This window comes from Paenibacillus sp. CMAA1364, assembly GCF_054373195.1.
In genome coordinates this window covers 23,972-50,081 of record NZ_JBITNB010000026.1, presented here as the reverse complement: position 1 = coordinate 50,081, position 26,110 = coordinate 23,972, and the positions used below count along the sequence as shown (strand labels likewise).

The 26,110-nt window shown below is 40.9% G+C and carries 23 protein-coding genes; 4 read left to right on the top strand and 19 right to left on the bottom strand.

Going from position 1 to position 26,110, the window contains the following annotated elements:
* Positions 1–233: 233 nt before the first annotated feature.
* The 5 genes from ACH8E3_RS13845 to ACH8E3_RS13825 all read right to left on the bottom strand — a co-directional run bounded on the left by ACH8E3_RS13845 (position 234) and on the right by ACH8E3_RS13825 (position 6,988).
* Complete coding sequence (locus ACH8E3_RS13845; protein ID WP_458633227.1) at positions 234–1,715, bottom strand: cellulase family glycosylhydrolase; 1,482 nt, start codon at positions 1,713–1,715, stop codon at positions 234–236.
* Between the two features lie 4 nt (positions 1,716–1,719).
* The gene (locus ACH8E3_RS13840; protein ID WP_458633226.1) at positions 1,720–2,544 is read right to left on the bottom strand and encodes a MerR family DNA-binding transcriptional regulator; all 825 of its coding nucleotides are present in this window, start codon (positions 2,542–2,544) and stop codon (positions 1,720–1,722) included.
* Positions 2,545–2,555: 11 nt separating this feature from the next.
* Positions 2,556–3,974: an MFS transporter gene (locus tag ACH8E3_RS13835; protein ID WP_458633231.1), complete on the bottom strand. Its 1,419-nt coding sequence runs from the start codon at positions 3,972–3,974 to the stop codon at positions 2,556–2,558.
* Between the two features lie 268 nt (positions 3,975–4,242).
* Entirely contained in the window at positions 4,243–5,583 is a 1,341-nt protein-coding gene (locus tag ACH8E3_RS13830) for a (Fe-S)-binding protein (RefSeq protein ID WP_458633225.1), read from the bottom strand.
* Positions 5,576–6,988 (bottom strand): FAD-linked oxidase C-terminal domain-containing protein, encoded by a 1,413-nt coding sequence (locus ACH8E3_RS13825; protein ID WP_458633224.1) that lies wholly within the window; start codon positions 6,986–6,988, stop codon positions 5,576–5,578. The genes ACH8E3_RS13830 and ACH8E3_RS13825 overlap by 8 nt, the downstream gene beginning before the upstream one ends.
* Before the next feature lie 118 nt (positions 6,989–7,106).
* Here ACH8E3_RS13825 and ACH8E3_RS13820 point away from each other — a divergent pair, with 118 nt between their 5' ends.
* Complete coding sequence (locus ACH8E3_RS13820) at positions 7,107–7,823, top strand: FadR/GntR family transcriptional regulator (protein ID WP_458633223.1); 717 nt, start codon at positions 7,107–7,109, stop codon at positions 7,821–7,823.
* Between the two features lie 452 nt (positions 7,824–8,275).
* Here the strand turns inward: ACH8E3_RS13820 and ACH8E3_RS13815 are convergent, their stop codons facing one another.
* The 3 genes from ACH8E3_RS13815 to ACH8E3_RS13805 all read right to left on the bottom strand — a co-directional run bounded on the left by ACH8E3_RS13815 (position 8,276) and on the right by ACH8E3_RS13805 (position 9,587).
* Positions 8,276–8,491, bottom strand: a complete 216-nt coding sequence (locus ACH8E3_RS13815) for a hypothetical protein (protein ID WP_458633222.1) — start codon at positions 8,489–8,491, stop codon at positions 8,276–8,278.
* 97 nt (positions 8,492–8,588) lie between these two features.
* On the bottom strand, positions 8,589–8,918 hold the full coding sequence (locus ACH8E3_RS13810) for a hypothetical protein (RefSeq protein ID WP_458633221.1): 330 nt from the start codon (positions 8,916–8,918) through the stop codon (positions 8,589–8,591).
* Positions 8,919–9,014: 96 nt separating this feature from the next.
* Positions 9,015–9,587, bottom strand: coding sequence for a xanthine phosphoribosyltransferase (locus tag ACH8E3_RS13805; RefSeq protein ID WP_458633220.1), 573 nt, complete (start codon positions 9,585–9,587; stop codon positions 9,015–9,017).
* 149 nt (positions 9,588–9,736) lie between these two features.
* On the opposite strand from ACH8E3_RS13805, the gene ACH8E3_RS13800 reads away from it, so the two are divergent.
* Positions 9,737–10,765 (top strand): YkvI family membrane protein, encoded by a 1,029-nt coding sequence (locus ACH8E3_RS13800; protein ID WP_458633219.1) that lies wholly within the window; start codon positions 9,737–9,739, stop codon positions 10,763–10,765.
* On the opposite strand, the gene ACH8E3_RS13795 is transcribed toward ACH8E3_RS13800, so the two are convergent.
* From ACH8E3_RS13795 to ACH8E3_RS13760, 8 genes are all read right to left on the bottom strand, one after another.
* Positions 10,740–13,940, bottom strand: a complete 3,201-nt coding sequence (locus ACH8E3_RS13795; protein WP_458633218.1) for an AAA family ATPase — start codon at positions 13,938–13,940, stop codon at positions 10,740–10,742. The genes ACH8E3_RS13800 and ACH8E3_RS13795 overlap by 26 nt on opposite strands.
* Positions 13,937–15,232 (bottom strand): metallophosphoesterase family protein, encoded by a 1,296-nt coding sequence (locus ACH8E3_RS13790; RefSeq protein ID WP_458633217.1) that lies wholly within the window; start codon positions 15,230–15,232, stop codon positions 13,937–13,939. Before ACH8E3_RS13790 ends, ACH8E3_RS13795 begins: the two co-directional genes overlap by 4 nt.
* Before the next feature lie 6 nt (positions 15,233–15,238).
* Entirely contained in the window at positions 15,239–16,372 is a 1,134-nt protein-coding gene (locus ACH8E3_RS13785) for a glycosyltransferase family 4 protein (protein WP_458633216.1), read from the bottom strand.
* A 222-nt stretch (positions 16,373–16,594) separates the two neighbouring features.
* Positions 16,595–17,395, bottom strand: a complete 801-nt coding sequence (locus tag ACH8E3_RS13780; protein ID WP_458633215.1) for a Cof-type HAD-IIB family hydrolase — start codon at positions 17,393–17,395, stop codon at positions 16,595–16,597.
* 36 nt (positions 17,396–17,431) lie between these two features.
* Complete coding sequence (locus ACH8E3_RS13775) at positions 17,432–18,190, bottom strand: pseudouridine synthase (protein WP_458633214.1); 759 nt, start codon at positions 18,188–18,190, stop codon at positions 17,432–17,434.
* Positions 18,191–18,347: 157 nt separating this feature from the next.
* Positions 18,348–18,806, bottom strand: a complete 459-nt coding sequence (locus ACH8E3_RS13770; protein ID WP_458633213.1) for a DUF309 domain-containing protein — start codon at positions 18,804–18,806, stop codon at positions 18,348–18,350.
* The gene (locus tag ACH8E3_RS13765) at positions 18,796–19,608 is read right to left on the bottom strand and encodes a GTP pyrophosphokinase (RefSeq protein WP_458633230.1); all 813 of its coding nucleotides are present in this window, start codon (positions 19,606–19,608) and stop codon (positions 18,796–18,798) included. The genes ACH8E3_RS13770 and ACH8E3_RS13765 overlap by 11 nt, the downstream gene beginning before the upstream one ends.
* A gap of 34 nt (positions 19,609–19,642) precedes the next feature.
* A complete protein-coding gene (locus ACH8E3_RS13760; RefSeq protein ID WP_458633212.1) occupies positions 19,643–20,737 on the bottom strand; it encodes a quinone-dependent dihydroorotate dehydrogenase in 1,095 nt (364 codons plus the stop codon).
* A gap of 181 nt (positions 20,738–20,918) precedes the next feature.
* On the opposite strand from ACH8E3_RS13760, the gene ACH8E3_RS13755 reads away from it, so the two are divergent.
* Positions 20,919–21,053: a hypothetical protein gene (locus ACH8E3_RS13755; protein WP_458633211.1), complete on the top strand. Its 135-nt coding sequence runs from the start codon at positions 20,919–20,921 to the stop codon at positions 21,051–21,053.
* Here the strand turns inward: ACH8E3_RS13755 and ACH8E3_RS13750 are convergent.
* The 3 genes from ACH8E3_RS13750 to ACH8E3_RS13740 all read right to left on the bottom strand — a co-directional run bounded on the left by ACH8E3_RS13750 (position 21,050) and on the right by ACH8E3_RS13740 (position 24,251).
* Positions 21,050–22,465: a L,D-transpeptidase gene (locus ACH8E3_RS13750; RefSeq protein WP_458633210.1), complete on the bottom strand. Its 1,416-nt coding sequence runs from the start codon at positions 22,463–22,465 to the stop codon at positions 21,050–21,052. The genes ACH8E3_RS13755 and ACH8E3_RS13750 overlap by 4 nt on opposite strands.
* Before the next feature lie 122 nt (positions 22,466–22,587).
* Positions 22,588–22,830, bottom strand: a complete 243-nt coding sequence (locus tag ACH8E3_RS13745; RefSeq protein WP_458633209.1) for a ferredoxin — start codon at positions 22,828–22,830, stop codon at positions 22,588–22,590.
* 131 nt (positions 22,831–22,961) lie between these two features.
* On the bottom strand, positions 22,962–24,251 hold the full coding sequence (locus ACH8E3_RS13740; protein WP_458633208.1) for a DNA polymerase IV: 1,290 nt from the start codon (positions 24,249–24,251) through the stop codon (positions 22,962–22,964).
* A gap of 178 nt (positions 24,252–24,429) precedes the next feature.
* Here ACH8E3_RS13740 and cimA point away from each other — a divergent pair, with 178 nt between their 5' ends.
* The gene (gene cimA / locus ACH8E3_RS13735) at positions 24,430–26,049 is read left to right on the top strand and encodes a citramalate synthase (RefSeq protein WP_458633207.1); all 1,620 of its coding nucleotides are present in this window, start codon (positions 24,430–24,432) and stop codon (positions 26,047–26,049) included.
* Positions 26,050–26,110: the final 61 nt, after the last annotated feature.

The following is a 26,110-nucleotide window of genomic DNA, read 5'->3' as shown; positions in this document are numbered from 1 at the left end:
TCGTAAAAGCGATAGCGGTCGCCTTGGTCTCCGAATTTCAACCGCTGAGCGGTTTTAATCCGGAAATTTGGAGACCACAGCGATTGGAGAAATGTTCCGTTCGCGTAAGCGTCCCTTCAGAACATCTAACTTTCTCCTACAAAAAATAAATGGGGTGCCCCTAGCCATTTTAATGACTTATGGGACAGCCCCGCTTCATTTATAATATATACGTCTGAATGTCTTGTGCACTACTAACTTACTGTAATTGAAATCTGATCTTTGGACTGCGGAACCAAGATAGCTATAATTCCACCATTTGAATTAGGATAAGGCCGAATAACCATTTGATAATCATCTGCCCCTGACACAACTACGTTTGCTTTAGATAACAATGCAGCACGAGGATGATAGATCCATGTCTCCGTACCAGAAGACACGTAGTCTAATTTAATGCTGTCTGTATCATAATTATAATGATATCCTCCAAGTACCCCCCCGGTTACCTGTGGGTAAGCACGATTCAAGACCTTCGCATATGGTGTTTCCTTAAACCCTTCAGTCCAGCACCAATAGGTATTGCTCCATAGATACTGTTCAAAGATAGCAACCAGCGATTTGGTTAGTTCAAAGGTCGCTTGATGATTCGTGAATGCCCCCCACTCTCCTATCAAGGTAGGAACGTTCAAGCGTCCCTGTACCTTGCGATGGGTAGCAAATATGAACTCAACTCGATCCTGATTATATATTTCGTAATGCTCGGTATCTACGACCAAATCGTAGCCATGAGGGGTATAGACCTGATGATGAAGCGTCTCTCCCTCTTCATTACGAACTAGCTCCAACCCAGACTCAACAGCCATATTAGCGAAATAACTTGTTTCTAACATCAAGAATCCATCGGGAACAACCGAGCGAATCGCGGCGGCCGTTTTGTTGAAGAAGGGCCCCATCACATCACGTTCGAATGCTTGCGAAGGTTGCTTCGCACTATCGACTAGGGCTTTATAGATATTCATATCCGCCATACCCACGAGTATCTCTTGCTTTTGTTCCTCATCGAACCAAAGCGAAGATAGTTGCTTCATATTAGGATCTACCAATCCCATCACAGTCTGTGCATAGGTGGCGATAAATGCACCAAACACTTCCTGCCCACTTGAGCCCGGATAAGGTTCATTCATCATGTCATATCCGATGATGTTGGTGCAATCAGAGAAGAACTCCGCTGCATGTTTCCACATCGCTGCATAATGATCTTGTAATCCTATGCCATCTACAGCAGGTGAGTTATCCCAGAAATGATCTAATGCACGGTTCAGAGCGGGACTTTCTAAATAGGCATCACTCCATATTTGGCCTACTACATGCGGGAGCCCATCCGATATGGTCGCCCACTCAGGTGCCCCATCACTATAAAGCGAACTATACAAATCCTGATGCATATCCAGAAATATGTAGATTCCGTTTGCATTTGCCCAAAGGATTTGCTGCTTAATTAATGCTAAATAATTATCGTCATAGACACCAGGATCGGGCTCAACCCCATCCCATATCAGACCCAAGCGGATAACGTTATAACCTTGTTCATGATACCAAGTGAAAAGACTCTCATCGCAGGGGTATACATAACCTTTCACTTTATCTTTGCATACCAAGTTAACACCATTTAGTATGATATGTGCACCGTCTTCATTGATTATTCGCTGTCCATCTGTACTTAGTTTTTTCATCATTATTTCACCCTTCCTCTTTGTCAGTTACAGGAATATAGATTTCAATATAGTGTTTGTTGTACTGATTATATAGATTTATTTCAAGTGAATTCCCCGCTATCTTTAAACCTCGCTTATGAATAAATATCTCCATCTGCTTGTAATGCTCATCTAAATCGTTATACTCTTCCTTCCGAATGATCACGCATTTTCGTACACTTAGACATGACTCTAACTTCTGGAAAACACCCATATCATCCTCAATGGGAAAGGTGGACAGAATACCATTATTCAAATAACTATGATAATTACCCTTCATTAGGTTTTCCATCGATACGATCGAGATGGCATGGCAAAATGCGAGCAACTCCTGATGGGCGCTAATTTTACTTATGTTGCGTTGCACTTTATTTCCGATTTTCTTATCTGGACTTTCCATAATAGAATCGGTCAGAAATACCCAGTACGGATTCCTTTTCACAAGTTCAATAACATCCGTATCTTCAAACCGTTGAAACTGATCCTTTAGAAAGTATAGTTTCTGAGATAAATGCTTCAAATAAGTCAACTGTTGATCCACTTCCTGTTGCTTCTTCGAGAGTAACTCACGCAGATCCTCCAGACTATCATCCGTGAGTAGTCTTTGAATGCGTTCGATAGGAACATCCATTGCTCTTAGCATTCGTATCGTGATCAAGGAATCGAACTGACCAAGAAAGTAATAGCGGTAGTTATTCGCGTCACGATCTTGTGATGAGAGTAATCCAATCTTGTCGTAGTATCGAAGTGTATCAATCGGAATATTCAGAATATTAGATACTTCACCAATCGTAAATTTGAGATTTAACATCGTCTGTTCACCTATGAAGAACCTCCCCTTCTTGCATGATCACTGAATGCGGATATTTCTTCCTCCCTCTTCTTATCAAATGGATAGAAAGCCATCGGAATAAGCCCTAGGAATACAGCTATAAGTGGAATCAATCCCGTAGCTAATCGAATACCGAATATGGCAGAATCAGATTGCGTTTCCGCAAGACCATCGTATCCATACGCTCCGATAACATTGATAAAGACTACAGTCTGTATGCTAGAAAAGGCGATTGTAAACAATGAGAATAGACCGTTAAATAGTCCTGTTTTCCTAACACCCGTAGTCCATTCATTCTCATCAATGATCAAAGCACCCATCGGTGACATCGCGGTTCTGATGTAATTCACTGTGATGACAATCATGATATAGGAAGCTACTACACTCCAAACACCGTTTGCTAAGAATATTCCCCCATAGCCGAGAACAGCAGGGATGGTTCCCCAGTAAATGCTAATTTTTGTTCCATATTTTTTAACGATATTTCCAATGATGGGCAAGAACATAAGAGCGATAATATGAGTGCTGGCATCTACAATGGTGGCTACCAACCCGCTCGATTGTAATACATGATCCATATAGTAAAGGTAAGGCGTGAAGTACAAACCTATGGGAGCCGCCGTGATGATGGAGTAGAGTACATACGTGAGGAACGGACGAGATTTAATAAGTTGCCAGGAGTCTTTCCAGACATCCGTTGATTCGAACAGTTCGTGGTTGAGCGTTTCATATAACTGTGCATCATCTTTGAGACCCCTCAAAGCTATCACGAAGAAAACGGTTTCAATTAGAATTACGCCAGTAAAGACTGGGATGATGACTTCACGATTTCCATTACCAACCAACAATAATGTTGGAATCATCGTAACAAAAAAGGACATCGCTTGTGAGACATAGTTTTGTATAATGTTGACGTCAACCCGCTCTTCTTTGGTTGGTGCAACCATTAATGTGTACGATTGATATGCAACACTATAGGCCGTTGCCGCGGTATCATATACAAATAACTCCACCGTATACAACATAAAAATCATCCATTGATCCCAAGAGGGGCTAGACAGCATCATCGCAAAAGAAGATATGATCATAAATGGTACAGTGACTCGCATGATGTAGACATATTTTCCACGTCTTGGGTTATGCCGCATTTTATCGATCCATACGCCTATCATCGGATCATTAATGGCATTCCATATATTGTAGATAATGTACACCCAACCTACATACGTCGGACTAAGACCAATAATATCTGTATAGTACTTGATAAACACATTATGGATTAGAACACTCCCTACGGAAAGAACAGGTCCCGGAAGAGCAAGTTGCCATTTCTGACCAAAGGACAGACCTTTACCGCTGAAACGAAAGGCACTGCGTATAGAGCCGACGAACTTTCTCAAGAATATCACTCCCTTCTTTTCAGCAGCTCCAAGATCCATATCACTTTTCAACCTATTTATTATCTATAGTGTCATTATAAACCATCGAGTAACTCTAGGTTCAAGAACTAATTTCATTATATTGTTACACCCTATAACACGATTTAAATGAAAAATGAGATTAACCAGACATAGCTGGCTAATCTCATTATAAATACGATCTGGAATACTAAAGTTCTACTGTGTAAGATATCATCAAAAATACCAATGGTCTCTCTTCAGAATTTAGACTCCGTATCTAGACATTATCTTTCACCATTCGCTCATATAGGAAGTCGACGATATGAACCGCGTTCATATTTCCGCCTTTGGCATGTCTAACGATTCCCATCTGCATCTGCATCAAGCAGCCTGGGTTACTCGTTACCATGTAGTGGGCTTGGGTCGCATTCGCATGCTCCATTTTGTGCTCCAAAATCTGATTAGCCATCTCCGGTTGGGTCAGATTATAAATACCTGCTGATCCACAGCAGGATCCCGCATCCTTCATTTCCACAAAATCGATATTGGAAATTTGATTAAGCAGCTTGCGGGGCGCGCTGCCCCCCTTCATGACATTCTTCAGATGGCAGGAATCCTGATAGGTTACGCGAGTGGGTTTGTCTGTGGCCACATCCATGAACGATAATGGACGCCCTTGATCAAGGAGAAGGCTGCTTATATCCTTTACTCGTGTGGCGAACCATTCAGCACTTTCCTTCCATTCAGGCTCCTCATGCAGCAGATGATCATACTCCACCAATATAGCACCGCAGCCTCCGGCATTCGAGACAATATAGTCAACGCCAGCTTCGCGAAAAGCTTTAATGTTCGATTTGGCCAGTTTCTTTGCTTGATCACTCTCCCCACTATGTGCATGCAGAGCACCGCAGCAATTTTGGGTTTCTGGGATCAGAACCTCGAACCCCGCATGTGCTAATAATTCAACTGTTTTACGATTCGTTTCCGTGAACAGAGAATCCATCAGACAACCCCGGAACATGCCAACCGTCGCTACTTTCTCACCTTTGGCGAGAATTCGCGTACCTAGATCATCGACAACACCTTTTCCTGTTACTTCAGGAAGAATCCGTTCCATATCCTCCAACTGCTTGGAGAATAGCCCTACCGTACCTGTATTCCTTACTAGCTTCTGAAGCCCGGACTGCCGATAGAGTTTAAGCCCTTTTCCCATCATCTTCATGCGTCCTTGGTGAGGGAACATTCGCTTAAGCAGAACATTGCGCGCTACTTTAACCCAGGGGCGATGCTCCTTTGTATGATCCTCAATTGCATCCCTCGCTTGCTCAATAAGCTGACCGTATTTCACATCAGCAGGGCAGGCAGGCTCACACGCCCGGCATCCGAGGCAATGATTCATCTGCTCCTCGAAGCGGACATTCGGCTCCATTATACCGTCTACCGCCGCCTTCATGAGTGCAATCCGTCCGCGTGGTGATTCCGCCTCCAAGCCCGTTTCCTTAAAGGTGGGACATGCAGGCAAGCAGAAGCCACAGCGCATGCAATTCGTTAACTGCTCATAGTCCAGCTTGAGCTTTAAGGTCTGCTGCAGAGCATTCGTTGTCAGCTGCTTAGCCATGCTGCAGCACCACCCTATGACGTGTTTCTTTGGCGAAAATTTTACCAGGATTGAGAATATTGTGAGGATCGAATGCCAACTTTATATTTTTCATAATCATAATCCCTGCACTACCTATCTTCCATTCCAAGAACGGTGCTTTAACCATACCTACACCATGCTCCCCTGTGATCGTGCCTCCAAGTGCAATCGCAGCTTCGAAAATTTCCTCGAAAGCCGCTTCCACGCGATACACCTCCTCAGTATCCCTCGCATCTGTTGTTGCAGTAGGATGTAGATTACCGTCTCCCGCATGTCCGAATGTACAAATTTGTACGTTATGCTTCTGGGCTATCCGATTAATCTCCAAGATCATCTCGGCAATCTTCGAACGAGGAACCGTTGCATCCTCCAAGATGGTTGTCGGACGTAATCTTGCTAGTGCTGTAAAAGCACTTCTCCGTGCGCTCAACAGCTTCAATGCTTCCTCTTCTGTATCGGCTACGCTAATCTGGGCAGCATTTTCCGCTTCGCATATCGCAGTAATGAGAGCAATATCTCGTTCAACCGTCTCCTCGTCTCCATCTTGCTCGATGAGAAGAATCGCATCCATATCTAGCGGGAGCCCTATCTTGGCAAAATCATCAACGACGCGGATCGTCGGATTATCCATGATTTCCAGTGTAGCAGGAATAATCTGGCTCTCAATAATCGATGACACCGTTCTTGCGGCCCCATAAATATCCTTAAACATGGCAAGCATCGTCTTCTTATACTTCGGTGGAGGAATGAGCTTCAAGGTAGCTTCTGTAATAACCGCAAGCGTTCCTTCTGAGCCAACGAGCAGCTTCGTTAAATCATACCCGGCAACATCCTTCATCAGCTTGCCACCTGTACGTAGAATTTCGCCTGATGCCAGCACACATTCAAGTCCCAGCACATAGTCCTTCGTTGTCCCGTATTTCAAGCCACGCAAACCGCCTGAGCATTCTGCGATATTGCCTCCAATTGTGGAAATCGCCATACTGCTTGGATCGGGAGGATAGAACAATCCTATCTCTTCTATATGCTCAATGAATTGTTTCGTAATGATGCCTGGCTGCACAATAGCTGTCAGATTCTGCTTATCAATCTCCAGAATGGCGTTCATCCGATGCATAACCATAACGATCCCGCCTTGGACAGGAACCGTTCCCCCACACAGATTCGTACCTGATCCTCTGCTCACAAGAGGAATTCGATGTTGACTAAGAACCTTCATAATTTGGGATACCTGATCAGTATTTGCCGGATAAATGACGCCATCCGGAAGCTCCTGCAGCATCGGCGTACCATCATAAGAATGCGTTACAACTGACTCCATGTCGTCTTTGAAATAGCTCTCACCAACAATTTCCCTTAACTCTCGCTTTATTTGATCGTTCACATTTGTTCCCCCCTGTAACTTTTATGGTAATCCATAATTCATCATGTCATCTGATGACTTTACCTATAGTTTAGCGTATGATTGAATAGATGTATATACTTTGATTCGGAGGTTTACTATGAATTATCAATCAGTGAAGCCACAAAAGGGTTCGGAAATCGTGATGCAGCATATTCGGGAACAGATACAATCGGGGGTGTTCGCTCCAGGAGCTAAGCTTCCGACTGTCGTGGAATTCGCGGAAAACTTTCAAGTCGGACGTTCGACCATCCGAGAAGCGTTGAGCGGTCTTAAAGCGATGGGATGGTTAACGATTCGCCATGGTGGTGGTTCGTTTGTGAGTGAAGAATTGCCAAGAGAGATGGATTCTGAGACTTCGCGGGGGTTATTCTATCAGACGGAGCTGCTTCAAGAGGTTCTTGAGGTTCGCAAATTTATAGAGGTTGGATGTGCAACGCTTGCGGCCGAGAGACGAACGGCAACTGATTTAGAACAAATGGAGCATGCCTTGCAGCAGATGGAAATTAGCTTAGGGGATGAGCAATCTAGTGACCAAGCAGATATCCACTTCCACCTCTGCATTGCAAGAGCTTCCCATAATACATTGTTCACCTCCATGATGGAGTCCTTGTCGGAACGACTGCAAGCAAGCATGAAGGAATCTCGCCGTCTCTGGTTTTTCGCTGACCGCGCAACGGCTGTAGCACTACTGCAGGAACACACTCTTATATACGAATCGATTAGAGATCAGAACAGTAAACTAGCCGCTGAGCGCATCATAAAGCACATTAGCAAAGTGGAGCAAGTCGTTCAGAAGCTTGGCGGAGGCCACTGATCAACATGTATTATATAATTTACTAAAATGAACCTTAATAGATAAAAACGAATACTCATTTAACTTTGAATGAGTATTCGCCTTTCTACCCTCGATCCTTCTTTATAATAACCCTCCAACTAAAATATTCGCGAAATCCTGTATATTTCTCGTCAGAAATTGAGTGTCCATATACAATCACTTCCAGAATGGCAGTCGTTGCAGAACCACAAGCATGATAGTGGTAATACCGAACAACCAATTCGAATCCTCACTTCCCGCCTCACACAACAAACAACCAAATTCCGACAAAAAGAAAAGAAGCCTTGCTCAGCAAGGCTTCTTGGGAGAGTAAGAATGGTGAGGCCAAGAGGACTCGAACATCCACTTTTGTTACATCACTAGAATCTGAATCTAGCACGTCTGTTAATTACGTGATTATCTATTGAATATGGGTAGTAACCCCCCTTCATTTATGCCAACGGATCAATACGCGGTTCGCTCGCTAAGTGGTAAATATAATTACGGTCTAGCTTGACCACATTACGATTAGGACGACGAATCATAACCTGTGTCGCATCCCAAGCCACCACAATACCCCTAATATCGTTCTCTTGCATGGAGTCACGCACCACTCGAACCTTCTCACCTTTCACACGAAAAGCATCCAATTCCTCATCACTAATCATTTCTTACAATCAACTCCCTATAGTTATAAAAACAGACCTAAATGATCACATTTAGGTCATATCATCCTATTCTAATTTATGAAATATCCATCCTAATTTAACGTTGCGCATGTTCTTTACTATCATTCTTCTCGAACCAGAAGTCTAGCACTGTCGCAGACATCACTCGGCTATTCAAGTACGCAACTTGCTGGGGTGTGAATATGCTCTGCCATTCGAAAGATAATTCATCACACATGCGCACAATCGTCAATAACTCTGACCAAGCAACATATCTTTTGTACCAAAAAAATTGAGGGTGTTCCAGCATATAGGGATATAAATCATCAAATTCTGTGTGTTTACAATCTACCGCTCTTTCGAAATGTGTCTTTGCAACGGCCAACTTATCGACAAAGAATTGTTCAGTTAGTGGTTCCTTCCCCATTGTGTTGCCTCCTCTCTCTTCCTTACTCATTATATTATAAGCTATTCATACACGACTTGAAAGGTACTGTGAATATTTGGGCTTTCCTGATCCTATTTATTCAAGAAAGGTAATCTTTCCATCACTCAATGATGCGATCTGCACTAAGGATTCAACCCGTATCCCTTGCTCTCGAATCGTCCGTGCTCCCGCTTGGAATGATTTCTCAATCACAATGCCTAATCCAATTAATTCTGCCCCCGAACGCTCGATGATCTTGATTAGGCCTTTGGCAGCATCACCATTGGCAATAATGTCATCAATAAAGAGAACGCGATCTTCCTGTTTCAGGAAACGTTTCGATAACATCATGTCTGTCACAATACCTTTTGTAAATGAAGGTACACGCTCGCAATAGGCATCTGGATCAGCGATCAGCGTCTTCTTACGACGTGCGAATACGAGAGGAACCCCTAGTTCATAAGCCGTTGCGAAACCTACAGCAATACCCGAAGACTCAACTGTGATTACTCGTGTTATACCTAAGTCTCTGAACCGTTCTGCAAATTCTCTACCCATTTGCATTGTCAATTCTGGATCCACTTGATGATTCAATAATCCGTCAAGATTTAAGACTTGATCAGACATGACCATACCTTCTTCTATAATTCGTTCTTTCAATAAATTCATAACATTCATCCTCTCCATGCCAAACCTTTGTCGTTAAAATACCATAGAAACAGCCTAAACTTCAAGTGTATTTGGACATGTTGTAGTCATGTCCTACTCCTTTAGTTCATATCTTGTACTAATATGAACTAAAACATTAGGGGGAAACTATGAAGAAAATAGTCCGTATCATGCAAATCGCATTTACTTATATAGGTACAATCGTAGGAGCAGGATTTGCTACAGGGCAAGAGATACTCCAATTTTTTACGCAACATGGCAAATGGGCCACCTTCACGGTCATTCTCTCAACAATCCTTTTTATATGGTTGGGTACTAAGATGATGATCATCTCAAGAAGAATACATGCTAAATCATATGAAGATTTGAACAAATATTTATTTGGTCCCAGAACCGGTAGTTATATCAGCATCATCATGCTCTTTGTTCTCATTGGCGTAAATAGTGTTATGTTAGCTGGCGCAGGTTCTGTTTTTGAACAGCATCTCAATCTGCATTATCAGACTGGTCTGATCATTACACTGATTGGAACCTATCTTTTGCTCAACCGTGGAATAAATTCCATTATGAATATGAATAGTATCGTTGTACCCATGATGCTAACCATCTCAGTACTCATTATTTCTAATACATTAGCCATGCCTAATTCCTTACGTTTTCTTGAATTAACGACAGATAGCAATATGTCTATGGCCTGGATATCTCCAATACTATATACAGCATTTAATCTTGTCATGGCGCAAGCCATACTTGTCCCGCTTGGTAGCCATACGGAAAGTATAGCTACCATTCGAATAGGGGGGATTATTGGTGGATTGGGCGTTGGATTTATGTTAATGGCAGCCCACTTCGCCATGTCCGCTCAAATGCCTGGTATTATGCAATTTGAAATTCCTATGGGTAGAATCGCTTTTCAATTAGGTGTCGTTGTACAGTTCATTTATATACTGCTCATATTCCTAGAAATATTCACAACATTTGTAGCAGATATCTATGGTGTGACGTTACAACTACAACAACGTTTTCAGATTTCTCCCAAAATCATTTCCATAGGCATCATGCTAGCTTGTTTCATGCTAAGTCAATTTGGATTTAGTAATTTATTATCTATCCTGTATCCTGTCTTTGGGTTCCTAAGTTTGTTCTGGGTATTTAAATTGATGGTTGCAAAGAAATAAATTGTGCATTTGGCATAATATCACGCATATGTTGTGCGACATATGGATGACAAGTCATCATAATGATCTGCCTTGTTGTTGATATTTCATTTAATAAAGACAGCGCCTTTATCATTCTTTGTTCATCGAAATTAACTAGAATATCGTCAAACAGTAATGGTATAGACACATCGGAATTCATCGTATTAGCAAGCGCAAGTCGCAAAGCTAAATACATTTGCTCTGCCGTCCCGCGACTTAGTTTGGCACTCTCCATCCAAGCTTGGTCGCGGTGCTCCGCTAATAGTTCTTTACCACCCATCTTCATGACGATACGGGAATATGCACCATTTGTCAGTTGCTCGAAATAAGTCGATGCTAACTTCAACACTTGTGGTTGTTTCTCTTCCTCATAGATCTGTCGGGTCTTTGAGATCATTTCTGAACATATCGACATCACAGCATAGTCCGTTATCATTTCTTTCAGTGTTGCCTTCTGTTCTTCGAGTTGTTGGATCGCCGTGTCTTGAAGACATTGTAATTCTAATTGATCCCGCTCCTGAAGCAGTCTTCCATGCGTTTGTTGCAAGTCATTCCATCGCCCCTCAATGACCTTACATTGCGCTTCAGATTGTTCACACGCCTGTTCTAACGCTGTCTCATCATGTGTGTCTAATATTCGGATAATCATTTCTCTTGTGTCTTCATGTATACCACTGAACATAGAGACTTCCAACTGAAGGATGTCCTTACTCAATTGCTCGATTTGCTTATGGACTGCACCACGTCTTAGGAAGTCCTCCCCATGATCAGCTTCACCTAGCATAATAAGCTCTTGCTCTAAAGAAGAAATACGATTGAGTTCATCTGATACAAGCTTCATTTCTTCTTCCAAAGTTTCAACTTTTGCAATGATTAATTTACGTTGACTGATGACTTCCTGATACTGATCCCATTCATTCTTCATCCACTCCATCCGCGTAATTAGAGATCGTTCATCTTCAACTGGACCCTCTGGAAGTATATTCTTACATTGTATTTCATAATCTTGACAATCTTTATCCAGTTGTTGAACTTTCCGATTGATCTTATTGAGTTGGTCCATATGATCTAAAGCTTGCTCAGCCAACCCATACATGTCGAGTACGGCTTCTGGGGAGAGATCGCAATGGAGATCACGTTGCTGTAACCACTGTTCCCATTCCTTCCCCAATTGAATGAATTTCCGCTCTTCCATAACCATTTTCTCTTCTATGATAGTTAGTTCTAGCGTTAATGTACGTATTCGATCTTCATGGGGCTTGCGTTCATTTCGTAGCTTATCTATGTTTTGTTGCCAAACAAACCATTCATCTATCAACTTCCGTAGTTCACGTATATTTGTCTCTAATTCAGTAGCAAGGATCGGCTCACCATTTGAAATTCCATTCCCTGTTTTATGGATGGGCTTGTTGATGAGTCGAGATATTAACTTTACAACATCCTCAATATCTTGTCTTTCCTCTTGTAGTACTAAGGATTCCGTTCGTCTGCCTCGTGGTGGTGCTGCTGTTGGTTTAAGAATACCATTCCATAATAGGACGGTAACCACAATCAGTAAGGCTATCATTGAAATAATAGCAGGTATAGCATATCCCATGTTCCATACGAATATTGGAATCACCAGTGTAACAATACAACTTCCCCATAGAAATCCACGAGTGATGGCTCTCCATCGTTGGTGTATTATTTTATCACTCTCAACCTGTCCCATAGATGATAACCTAACCATTCGATTCTCACGCCAACGATCCACAGCTTCTATAATAACATTCCATACCTCTGTCATCTCTTCAGGACGTTGAGGTATTAGCATCGTAAATCTACCACGTCCATGATCCAATTTTTCTTCGTACGCGAGTTCAACATTCCCGTACATCATCTCTGAAGAATTCAGTTGTTGCCTTAGTTGCTCTGTCTGTGAAGCTAAATTTTCTATTCTTCTATCGTAACTTGTAAACCCTTCTGAATAACGGCGGACAGCCTCACGCTCTCCCACTGAAGTCGAGAACTTCGCAAGATCACTGTTTGTCCAACTAGAATCAATCTGCCTAATGATACGTTGTAACCGTAAATCTAACATGGATGACTCCGCTTGTAACTCTAATAAATCCCGCGTTTTCGCTTCATAGGTTTCTCTACGAGCAATTAAACGATCAATAGCTACACCTTGTTCATCAAGGAATTGATCACAATGCAAGACATCAAGCTGCGCTTGCCATTCAGATTGATTGCGTAATAATTTCGCTTGGCGAAGATGGGCAATATTCGATTCACCTTGTAAAGAGTCCCATCTTGCTATACCTTCAGTAGGAAATGTCAGAATTTCTGGTAATGATAATCTCTGAAGTCTAGCTTCCGTCCACTTTAGCCAAGTGGGTCTGATCTCCTTAGCTCTATTTAGTAGTAGCAACCGTTGCGCAGCGATATGTCTTGTTTGCCCCTGTGTCTCTAATAACTCAACAGTTTCGATCCGTGTTGTAGCATTATCGTTATATCTTTTCAAAAAGGAACGACTGTTAGATATTTCTTTCTCCAATTGCTCGATGGATTGTAGTACTTTTGAAATCTCTTGTACTCTGCCTTTTGGCTTATATAACTTTTCCATTTGTTGCGTTAGCTTTCGTTCGGCTTGAACAATCTCGTTACCACCACCAATACCTGCATGAAACAAGTAACTACTCATTTCATCGGATTGAAGTGAACGCATCTCCTGTAATTCACTTAATGATATGGCGAATAACTGATTGAACATATTACGGGATAATCCACCAAGTAGCTCACGTTCCATTTCTTGCTGACTAACCTGTTGTACTTGACCGTTGTATTCACTCTTTACGATAGAGTTCTTCTCCATGCGGCTGTTAGAATGACTTGCACGCTCACTGGTTGAAGTGAATCTAGAAATGGTCCATCTTGTGTCCATATCGTCTATTAAGGTTAGGATGCCACCATGAACACCACCAGATAATGGTTCATATCTCTCCGTTGGATAGGTGCGACTAGGAATTCCGAAGAACATGGCACGAACGAATTGTTGAACTGTACTTTTACCCGCCTCATTAGGGCCCATAAATATCGTGATTCCTGGATCAATCGAAATATCTTGGTCCTTCAACCGTCCGAACCCATGAATTTGAAGCCTCTCAATTCTCATCCGTTTCTGCCTCCGTCACTTGTATGATCGATCAGTAACATGGCACCAAGCTCACGAGCACGTTCTATCCAATCCTGTCTTTCCTCATCAGTAGCTTCTTGTACCATCTCTCTAATGATGCGATTACTCTTAAGTGGAGCCAATGCTTTATCCAATAGTTCCTCATGTTGAACTATCTGATTTGATAACCGAAGCATCTCACCTAGAAAGTGATCTTCAAGCATTAGTTCAGATTGATTAATTTCTATTCCCGATTGAAGTGAAATACGTTCACACCATACCAATCCGGCGAATTGTCCTCTTTGGGCTCTTTCTATTTCTCGACGTCTTAGCTCCTCTTCCATTTCATGAGCAACATATCCACTCTCTAGCTCTCGATGGATCGGGCTTCGTCCCGTCATTACCCAACGAACGATACTCATTCGATCGGGATGTAGAAGTCGAAGGCTGTCCACTTTCTCCTCCACCCGCATCCGCCAATCATCGATATCGTTAATATCTTGTATCGAAATTTCTTCTACAACATAGCGCACTTGATCCAATATATGAAAAGATAAATCCACCAATCCTTCTTCCGATACTTCCACAACATAGCAGCCTTTGGGTCCAGTCTCCTTTACACTTCTGCCTTGAATATTACCTGCATAGACGATATGTGGATATTCCTGTATCACTTGCCGCTGATGAATATGACCCAGTGCCCAATAGTCATAACCAGAAGATGATAATTGTTGCCTAGTACAAGGGGAGTATGTTTCGTGTAGCGGATCTCCATCAACATTGGCATGAAGTACAGCAATATGGAATAATGTTGAACCATCTATTCTATGAAATTTCAGTGCGGTGTTCTCCGTTACTTTGGAAGTTGGATACGAGATCCCACTAACGATCGCAACCTCACGTTGATCCTTGCGTCTTCTCGCTGTGTAACTAGCGACCTCTGAACCAAACACATGAATATAGTCAGATTCTTTGATATGTAGTCTCGGAGCATCTAGCGGATCATGATTACCATGAATCACATACGTATGTATGCCATGATTAGCAAGCTCCTCAAATGCGGTATGCAGAGCTAGATGAGCTCTCAAGGAGCTATCCGCTGCATCGTACACGTCGCCACTAATGACAATGAAATCTACTTGTTCAGCAATGGCAACGTCGATTAAATGCCGAAAAGCAGTGAATGTAGACTCCCTTACATGCTGGCGTATATGATCTGATAAACCTTTAATGCCCGCGAACTTACTATCCAAATGTAAATCAGCTGCATGAATGAATCGAAATGGGGTCATTCATCCTCACTCTTTTCTATGATCATATTGTAAATAAATTTTCTTAAGGATATTCACTACGTGAGAAAGAGCATAATCAGTTTTTGCTTTCTCCCATGCTGAACGAGCCAATTCATTTCGATAATTCGGTTGACTTATGACTAGCTCCAATGCGTCCGTGAGCGCAATATAATCTTCCACCGGTACTAGCAACCCATTCACACCATCCACAATTTGTTCAGAAATACCACCCACGTTAGTTCCAATAAGTGCTAGGCCACTCAGCGCTGCCTCAGCAAAAACAGAACCGAATGACTCTGCTCTAGATGGCAATACGAATATATCAAAGAAAGGAATAAACACCTCAGGATGAAGTGTATAACCATAGAAAATTGTTTCATTATAAACATTAAGTTCACGTGCCAATTCCTCTAATTCTTTACGGTAAGGTCCATCCCCAATAATATGAAGAACATAATCGTAACCTCTAATTTTAAGTTCAGCACACGACCTTATTAGAATATCTAATCCTTTTGCTGGCACTAACCGGCATACCGTTACAAGTTGAATAATCTCGTTGTTATGAGGTACTGGAGCGAAACGTCTCTCATCGAATCCGTTTGGAATAACTTGAATAACTTCTGGATGATTAACATAGGACGATAGATAGGTTGCAAAAGATTGTGATACCGTCATCATTCGATCACTTTTAGACTCTAACTCACGATATAACGATGTCAGAAATTGATGTTCGGGTCCATCCTCTTGAATGGTACCGTTTAGAATTAACTCTCTTTCATAACTAGAATGTATCGTTTGAATTAATGGAATTTCAGGAAATAGCTTTTTCATAGCTAGACCCGAAATTGGATGATGTGCATGTATAAGTTCATAGGGTGTTCGAATCCGCATTTGGGCCCACCACAGATAGTCCCTATAGGTCTGAATATATTTAGAAACGATGATATTATCTTTGTAAATCGTCCAGTCGAATGTGTCGAACACAACCTCTTCTCGACCTTTGTCACGTAACCTTTTCGGTAACCAGAACATATCCATATCCCACTCGGAGCTAGTGAAGCGTTCCTGCATATAAGGAATCATAGAGGAGACACCACCAGGTTGTTCTGGTGGAAAGAATAAAGCTTGTAACAATTTCATGAAGCATATCCTCTTTTCATTATGTCATTACTGAACTATTTATCTAAGGGTTTATCCTATGTATTCACATTGTATTCATCATGATGACCTTATGTTTCATTATCGCATACGTAGGGATCAACTTCCATTTCAACCTGATACAAAATGGCTGTGTATACCCTTGTTAGGTATACACAGCCATTTATGATTTATAAGCCAAAGATCAACGTCTGCTTCCTTTGACTAAGAGAGACAGTATTTCAACAAGGCTGAATGTACACCATCTTCATTATTGGATAACGTTATTTCATCTGCCGCTGCTTTCACGTCCAATGGCGAATTATCCATTGCGATACCTTTACCTGCAAAGGTCAGCATAGAAATGTCATTATAATAGTTACCTATCGCCAATATTTCTTCTTGTGCAATACCACGATTCTTTGCAAGATGCTTCAGAGCATTTCCTTTAGATGCTTCCTTACTCATCACATCAATGAAGAAATCTCCACTACGTAACATCGTAAGATCGAATGTCCAACGACTTAATTCTTTATATATTTCATCCATAGCATCCATCTCATCGAACATGGTGAATTTGACAAGCGGTTGCTTAATTTCGTTCCAAGTTGGTAATTTCGTTGGTAAAGTCAAATAATTCTCATACATTCCTCGTATGATTTCATCTAGACCATCCACATTATCTACAAACATTTCAAATGGTGTACTCACATCAAAATGAATACCTTTGTCACGACAAAATTCTATGAACGGCATTAAGGCTATGTAATCCATAGATGATTGATGCACAACTTCTTTCGTATCCACTTTCACTGTTGCCGCTCCGTTATGACTTATGACATAACCTGTTAATCCCATCTGTTCCATAAAGGGAATCGTGTTCTGTGGTCCTCGACCTGTGCAGAGAATAATCTCTGCGCCTGTCTGTGCTACAGCTTGTACAGTCTCCATCGTTTGTTTCGTAATTTCATGATCATCATTCAAAAGCGTTCCGTCTACATCTAATGCAATCCATTTGTATTTCATAACTGCCATCCATCCTTTTGTATTCTCTATTTCTATTTATCTATCATTGTTCTTTCCTAACAGAATCAATTCATCTAACGTCAATTCACGATATTGTCCGATGTCAAGGGTTGGATCGAGCGGCAACTGCCCCATTTGAACACGCTTTAGGTATACAACTTTTTTACCAACGGCTTCAAACATTCGCTTCACCTGATGAAATTTCCCTTCATGGATCGTAAGTGAGATGCTAGAGATCGTAGTATCTTGAACTTGTTCCTGACTTAATACGACTAACTCCCCTGGTAAAGTGGTGTACCCATCGTCTAAAGTCACGCCACGTGCAAATTGAGCGATGTCTTGCTCCCCAACATCGCCATCAACACTAGCTTCATATGTCTTTGGGACATGCTTCCGTGGAGATAATAAATCATGTGCAAACTTCCCATCGTTTGTTAATAGCAGAAGTCCTTCCGTATCTTTATCAAGTCTTCCAACAGGGAAAGGCTCGAATAAGGCATGTTCATGATCTAATAGGTCTATCACTGTTTCATCATACTTATCTTCAGTCGCAGATATGACCCCTGGAGGCTTATGTAACATGAGATAAATAAATTCTTTATAGACTATTCTTCTACCATCCACTTCAACCGTATCATTGAAAGGATCGACATGCAAGCCACTGTCCTTCACTGTAGTCCCATTCATCGTAACCATACCTTGCTTCACGATTTTCTTGATTTCGCTTCGAGAACCAAAACCAAGATGAACGAGAATCTTATCGATTCTTTGTGTTTTACGCATACTACGATTCATGACTAATACACCCTCAATCTTTGACCTTTGATATACAACCCCAAATTATTCCAACATATTACTTGTCTGAAACAACCCGCTATAATCTCACATAGCGGGTTGTTCATGGGTAGTTCACACACGCCTTCTATTGAATCATTATATACAGCAATACTTATTATTCTATATTGAGCGACAATTTAGATGGTCGCTTCGGTCCTCTACGCTGCGGGATAATAGGTTGAATATGTAGATGAGCCATATCAACGTTCTGTTGCAGTTGTGGATCTAAGATGAGAATGGTCAGATCATAATATGGGAAGGGAATTGTCTCGAACTGATCCAATTGAGATGCGTATTGACGCACTTGAGTCACTAACACACCCAAATCTATGCCCAGTGATACGCATGGATATTGTTCTAACTGACTTAGGGCTCGATACATCATTTTCCTTGCACCCGTAATATTATGATTCCGGAAATGATATAAACCTACCGCTACCTGGAGTAGACCTTTGTATAAAGGATCTTTATCTTTACGAAGCCATAATTCTTCTAGCACCTCATGGCATTCGAAGTAATCTTGGTCACGATTGAAATACACAAGATAGGATACATATAACTCCTCATACTTCATCTGTATTCGCACCTTTTTTAGTCACGGCTATAAGCTGTTTAACCTCATCTAAAAGGGACTTCATATCATCCATATCTTGAGTTCGCCAAATATCGTTAAACCGATCTTGAAACGCAATAGCCTCATTTACTAAATGATAGAAATACAACTGGTGAATCAATGACAATACCTGTGTTGTTACATTAGATTCATCTTCAAATTGTTTCTGTGCTTCCAATATATCTTCCCGTATACTCGACATTTCATTATCTAGTGTAGATGCGGCTTCTCCTGCCTTTTTCAACCTTTTACGAATATTATCTGGAAGATCTTCAGGATATTTATAACTAAGAGAATGCTCAATCGTAGCCCAGAAATTCATTGCTAACGTTCTAATTTGTATCTCAGCCAGTACAATCACTTGGCCAAGCGCAGTTTGTACAGGATACTCTACAATCATATGGAAGCTGCGATAACCACTTTCTTTGTAGTTCGTAATGTAATCCTTCTCGTATACTACAGTTAGGTCTTTGCGTTTCCTAATATATTCTGCAACACGTCTGATATCCACAACGAATTGGCACATGATTCGAATACCCGCGATATCCTCAATACCTGTCTCCAACTTATCCATCGATACATCTAACCGTTTAGCCTTGTTAAGAATGCTAGATATCTTCTTAACGCGACCTGTTACAAATTCTATAGGTGCATATTCTTCACGTTTCTTTAGTTCAGAACGCATCGTTTTGAATTTAACCTTTAATTCCTCTACGGCCTGCTCATATGGAAGCAAGAACATGCCCCAATCTCTATTGTCCATTTTCATAAACGAATGAACCTCCTGTCTTTCACCTTCAGTTATGGTCCGCGCCTACTGCTTCTGATATATGGCGATATCCATCCTGAAGAAGGTGTTTTCTCAACTCTGCATGAATTCTTCGATTCACATCTGGTCCTTCATAGATAAGAGCTGTATAGATTTCTACAAGACTCGCACCAGCTCGGATCTTCTCATAAGCATCCTGACCCGTAAAGACTCCTCCTGACCCGATGATGGGTAGTGTTCCGTGTGTTTGTCTATAAATACGAGAGATAATTTCCGTAGAACGTTTACGAAGAGGTTTACCACTTAATCCACCGGTTTCCTTCGCATGAATATGGTTAAGACCTTCTCTAGATAATGTTGTGTTTGTAGCAATAACGCCTGACACACCACTAGATTGAAGCACTTCTACCATAGATTCAAGTTCAGCATCACTTACATCTGGTGCTATCTTGACTAAGATGTGTTTACTATTATTATACTTGCGTCTTTGTTCATTCATCTCATCCATAATATAGGCAAGTAACTTCGATAATTCACTACCATATTGCAGATTACGCAAGTCAGGTGTATTCGGTGAACTAATATTTACGACGAAAAAGTCGCCATATGGATATAATTTGCGTATACATTCCTGATAATCCATATACGCTTTATCGTTGGGAGTTTCTTTATTCTTTCCTATATTGATAGCAACGGGAATACGTCGCTTCTGATTCGATGATAATCTTCTTGACATCGCTTCTACGCCTTCATTATTGAATCCCATACGGTTAACAAGTGCCTCGTCTGGAGGTAATCTGAATAATCGCGGTTGATCATTTCCTGATTGTCCCTTGGGTGTCACGGTACCTACTTCCATAAATCCAAATCCAATCGATGAGAATCCTTCAACAGCTGCCGCATTCTTATCTAAACCCGCAGCAAGACCAATAGGTGACGGGAAATGAAGTCCAAATAGATCTACAGCAAGTTCAGGTGTCTCTTTTACGCCCCATAGCGTGCGTAGCATATGGGTTGCGAGTGGAATATTACTAGCCGTATGTAGTCCCCCAACGACGAGATGATGTGCCTTTTCAGCATCTAGGTTGAACAATATTGGTTTTGCCACTTTTTTATATAACATAGGTAACATTCATCTCCATCCACTGTTTTTCTCTATCTATTAGTTTATCCTTTTACAGATCAAAAAGAAAGTAATCTACCACTTACTCCCTTTTTTAATATAATTCATGTTATAGCTATTTATTTAGAAACCCTTTACAATCAAATGAATGAGTATAATTCATAGAAAGAAGGTTATTGTTATGGCAATCAAACGCAAACCACCAACGATACATCATACACAAGAAGAAGGAAATAAGAAAGCGCTTCTTTGGGTTGGGCTAAGCATCATTATCGTTACTATTGCATTAATCGTTCTACTCATTCTAAACATCTAATTCAACCATCGATATATTTTGTGGGGGTTACTCTGATTCTGTCTATGCTGCGATCGATATCGTTGCTCAGGAATGAGTTCAGCATCAGGGAGTACCCCTTTTCCTATACTTACTTTCGTACCCATCGGAATCAGGTCAAATAACTCCTCGACATCTTCCTTCTTCATTCGAATGCAACCTTTTGATTCGTCACGACCAATACTGGCTGGTTCATCCGTTCCATGAATAGCATAATTACTTGTTGATAATTGCATACCACGACTTCCGAACTCCCCATTTGAACGTCCATTTGGATTTACCACTTTATCACTGATAACAAAGCTACTTTCTGGTGTCTTATCGCCGCCTAATCCCACTTCATAATTACGCAGTATCATATTACCACTTACGACAGCAAGCCTATAATTTTGCTTATCCACAACGATTTCTAATGGATGTTCGAAAAAAATATCATCTCCGAATACCGACTTATTCTCCTTACTTACCTTACTATCCAAGGTCTCTTTATCTTGTGATCCTATATTAGCGCTATCCTCAGAATGGGTTGAACTTGCTCCCATGGCCATATTTATCTGATTAAAGTTCTCCTTCAAGCCTTGTGTTGAACCTGATATTCTATTGTTTGGAAAAGGTTGCACCAGTTCATTGAAGCTTGTAGGATGTCTTCCCTTTTCTTTTGTGAAGAACCCAATGGCATTCGATAATATAGCTAATTCTTCTTGCTTCTTCGTCCACAATTGTGCGGACTGCTCGATCTTCACTGCATCTGGTACGGTGCAATCACATTCTTTAGAATCATAAGATTGATAGACAATCTGTGTATCATTGGTCTTCATCATCGTAAACGATAAGGGCATATTGCGTTTCCATATTAGCCATTTATCCTGCTGTTGCATCCCAAGTACTGCAACCTTTGTAGGTAATGATCCTGAATAAGACATGATCTTCGCAAATAAGTCCGCTTTAGCATTGTTAGAACCAGCAAGATGTGCTGTGAATTGATATTCCACATTTGGCTCAGGTTTGTTTACAGATACGTTATCCAATACTTTTTCTGGTTCTTCCACTAGATCATTCCAATCTACCCCAACCTCATTTTGACCCGGCGCATGGATAGATGGTGTGAAGATTAAGAGTAACATCACCAGACTCAGTAGAAAAACCTTGAATTTATACGTGCGTCTCTCTTTATGACGTTGTGTTTGAACAATTCTATCTTCATATTCTTTCCATACATCGTCAGGAACCTTACTTTTCTCAAAAGCCTCGTATACCTCACTGGATTGATTGAAGCAATAATTAGCTTTACCTTCTTCGCCATTCTTTTCATATTCCTTGCCTAACAAATACCAACCCATCTTATTCTCAGGGTGTAATTGAACATATTCTTTGAGATAAATAGAATCTTTCATCTTATCTGATCCCCCGAAATACCTTTTTATTATTATATCGGCATAAATGCATAAAAAAATAGACATCCTCACCTAAAACACCATTGTGAGAAATGTCTATTTCATTCTAAATCTTACTTGCATTAGCCTTCTTTATTAAAAGGTTCATCCGCGATCTTGATAGAATCTGTAGGACAACCATCACAAGCATCATCTAAATCATCATACATATCTTCCGGAATAACAGTCACACCACGGTTAGCATCGTCTTCATAGATCACTTCTGCAATGCCTTCATCATCATAATCATAAATATCTGGTGCTGTTGCACCACATGCACCACATGCAATGCATGTATCTTTTTCAACCCATGTATATTTAGCCATAATTTCTCTTTTCCTCCTGTATATCCATTCATAACAGTATTGTCGTCCAAAGACTTCTAACATAATATTAAACCATTAAAAATGAATTTTCAATTGAATTCATACAATATTACCATTTGATTTATGTTTTATCATGACTGATCGTCTTTTTTATCTCTGAAATCCATTTGTAATGACGTACCTCTTACTTTGTGGTTCCTAATTAATGCTGATGGATCATCACCAAGCATGCCTGCAGTAAGTACTGCGTTCTCTCCATACTTATTCCTTAACTGATCCATTGCTTTGGTCAGGGATTCTTTCTTAGGTTGTTGTTCATAATTAAATAAATCTAACTGAATTGCAGATTCTTCTTTGGATACCAACTGTTGTAACGTAACACCTAATAATCTAACTTTCTTATCCCAATTCCAGTGTCTACGATACAATTGACAAGCCTGATTATAGATCTCATCTGTAAGGTCTGTGGGCGTATTCAAAGTATGCGTTCGAGTGATTGTCTTCATATCAGGTGTACGTATCGTAAGCTGAACGCCACCCGCCATTAATTGCTGTCGTCTCAATCTACGCGCCACTTGATCACTTAAATTAAGGAGTACCCGATGAACATCTTCCTTCACACAGATATCTGCAGGAAGTGTAGTGGTATGTCCAATCGATTTACTCTGTTCCCGAACTTCTATTACAGGCGAATGATCTATCCCATTCGAAGCTTGTTTCATCCATAACCCTAGAACACCAAAGTTGTGAGTTAATACGATTTCGTCCGTTTGTGCTAACTGACCAATCGTGTGTATATTCAATTTGCGTAATTTATCTGCTGTCTTCTCTCCAATACCAAACAGTTCAACACAAGACTTATTCCAAAGGACTTGTGCCACATCCCGAATACGTAGAATCGTTATTCCGTTAGGCTTTTTCATATCGGAAGCCATTTTGGCTAATAATTTATTAGGTGCGATACCAATAGAACATGGTAGTGAGAGTTCTTTATATACTCTTGTCTGGATTTGTGTGGCAATCTCCAATGGCGTACCGAATTGCTTGGAGCCTGTAATATCCAGATAACATTCATCGATCGATGTTGCCTCCATAATAGGTGTATAATCATAAGCAATCTTCATGAAAGCGTTGGAATATTTGCGATAAGCATGAAAATTCGGAGCAATCACAATCAGACTGGGACACTTCTTCAACGCTTGATATACTTGCATCCCTGTTGATATCCCTAATCGCCTTGCAGCATATGAACAAGTAACAATAATACCTTTACGAAGTTCGACACTTCCAGCAACAGCGGTCGGCTTATCCCGATATTGATCTGGATCTTCCGCTTCATGTACAGAGCAATAAAATGCATTCATATCGACATGAAGGATAACTCTGCCATGAATCGGATAATATTCATCGATGGATCTCATGACAATACCCCTTCTTCATTTATATTAGTGGCTGTAGTGTCAGCATACCCCCCTCTTTCTTATAGGTCAAGATATCTGTCTAATAAAGAAAATTCGATTCTTTGTTACATTCACGCGTAGAAGTGTTATAATTATGAACTATAAAAACCTTAATACAGACTTCCAAAGGAGGGCTACCATGTCTGCATCTATTTCTATATTTGATACAACGTTAAGAGACGGTACACAAGGTGAAGGAGTCAGTTTGTCGGCCGATGACAAATTAAAAATTGCCAAAAAGCTAGATGAGCTTGGTGTTCATTATATTGAAGGTGGCATTCCGGGAAGCAATAATAAGGACATTGAATTCTTCAAAAGAGTACAGCAACTCGGACTTCGCGCAAAAATCACTGCATTCGGAAGTACAAGACGTAAGAATACCGAAGCATCCCAAGATCGTAATCTTCAATTGATTATCGAGTCTGGTGCACAAGCGGCAACCTTGGTTGGTAAGTCATGGGATTTCCACGTTAGTACTGCGCTTCAAACAACATTGGAAGAGAATTTAGCTATGATTTACGATTCTATCTTATTGTTGAAGACTAATGGACTCGAAGTCATCTTTGATGCCGAACATTTCTTCGATGGATATAAGAACAACCCAGAGTATGCTATATCTGTCCTTCAAAAAGCACTGGAAGCCGGAGCAGACTGGTTAACCATGTGTGATACAAATGGTGGAACTTTACCACACGAAATCTACAGTATTGTTACCGCCGTTGCTACATATTTACCACAAGCCAACTTAGGAATTCATACGCATAACGACTGTGAATTGGCTGTCGCTAATACATTAAGCGCAATCCAAGCTGGAGCAAGACAAGTCCAAGGCACTATAAATGGATATGGAGAACGATGCGGTAATGCTAACTTATGTTCAATCATCCCTACGCTTCAACTCAAGATGGGATATACATGTATCGAAGCAGAATCTTTGAAACAACTATCGAATACAGCTCGCTATGTTAGTGAGATTGCTAACGTCCATTTACCTACGAATCAACCTTATGTAGGTAATGCTTCTTTTGCTCATAAAGGTGGAATTCATGTCTCTGCCATATTAAGAGATTCACGTACATACGAGCATATCTCACCAGAACTTGTTGGTAATAAGCAACGAATTCTTGTCTCTGAACTAGCAGGTCAAAGCAATATTCTGTCCAAAGCACAGGAAATGGGCATTGAATTCGACCCTACGCATACACAATCTCGTAAAGTGATCGATAAAATCAAGGACCTAGAGCACCAAGGTTATCAATTCGAAGCAGCGGATGCTTCGTTGGAGCTCTTGTTGCGTGAAGCGAACGGACAAATATCTGAATTATTCACTTTTGAATCTTTCAAAATGCTTGTGGAGAAGATTGCTGGGAAACCAGTTGTTTCTGAAGCGTTTGTAAAATTAAAGATTAATGGTCAAAGTCTGTATACGGCTGCCGAAGGAAATGGCCCCGTAAATGCACTTGATAATGCCTTACGAAAAGCACTGGTACAATTCTTTCCAGAACTACAAGAAATGCATCTATCAGACTACAAAGTTCGTGTACTAGACGAGAAGGATGCTACTGCCGCTAGGGTTCGGGTTCTTATTGAGTCGAAGAATATGGATAGCACATGGAATACGGTCGGTGTATCTGGTAATGTCATTGAAGCGAGTTGGGAAGCTTTAGTCGATAGTATTCGTTATGCACTCCTAGGACAGTCAGAACAGGGTGATACCATCCCACATCATCCAGAACAACAAGGTCTAATCAATCATTAGTGAGTAGCTTAATCATCATATAAAAGTCCAACAACGCAAAAGAGTGATTCTCCATTATTGG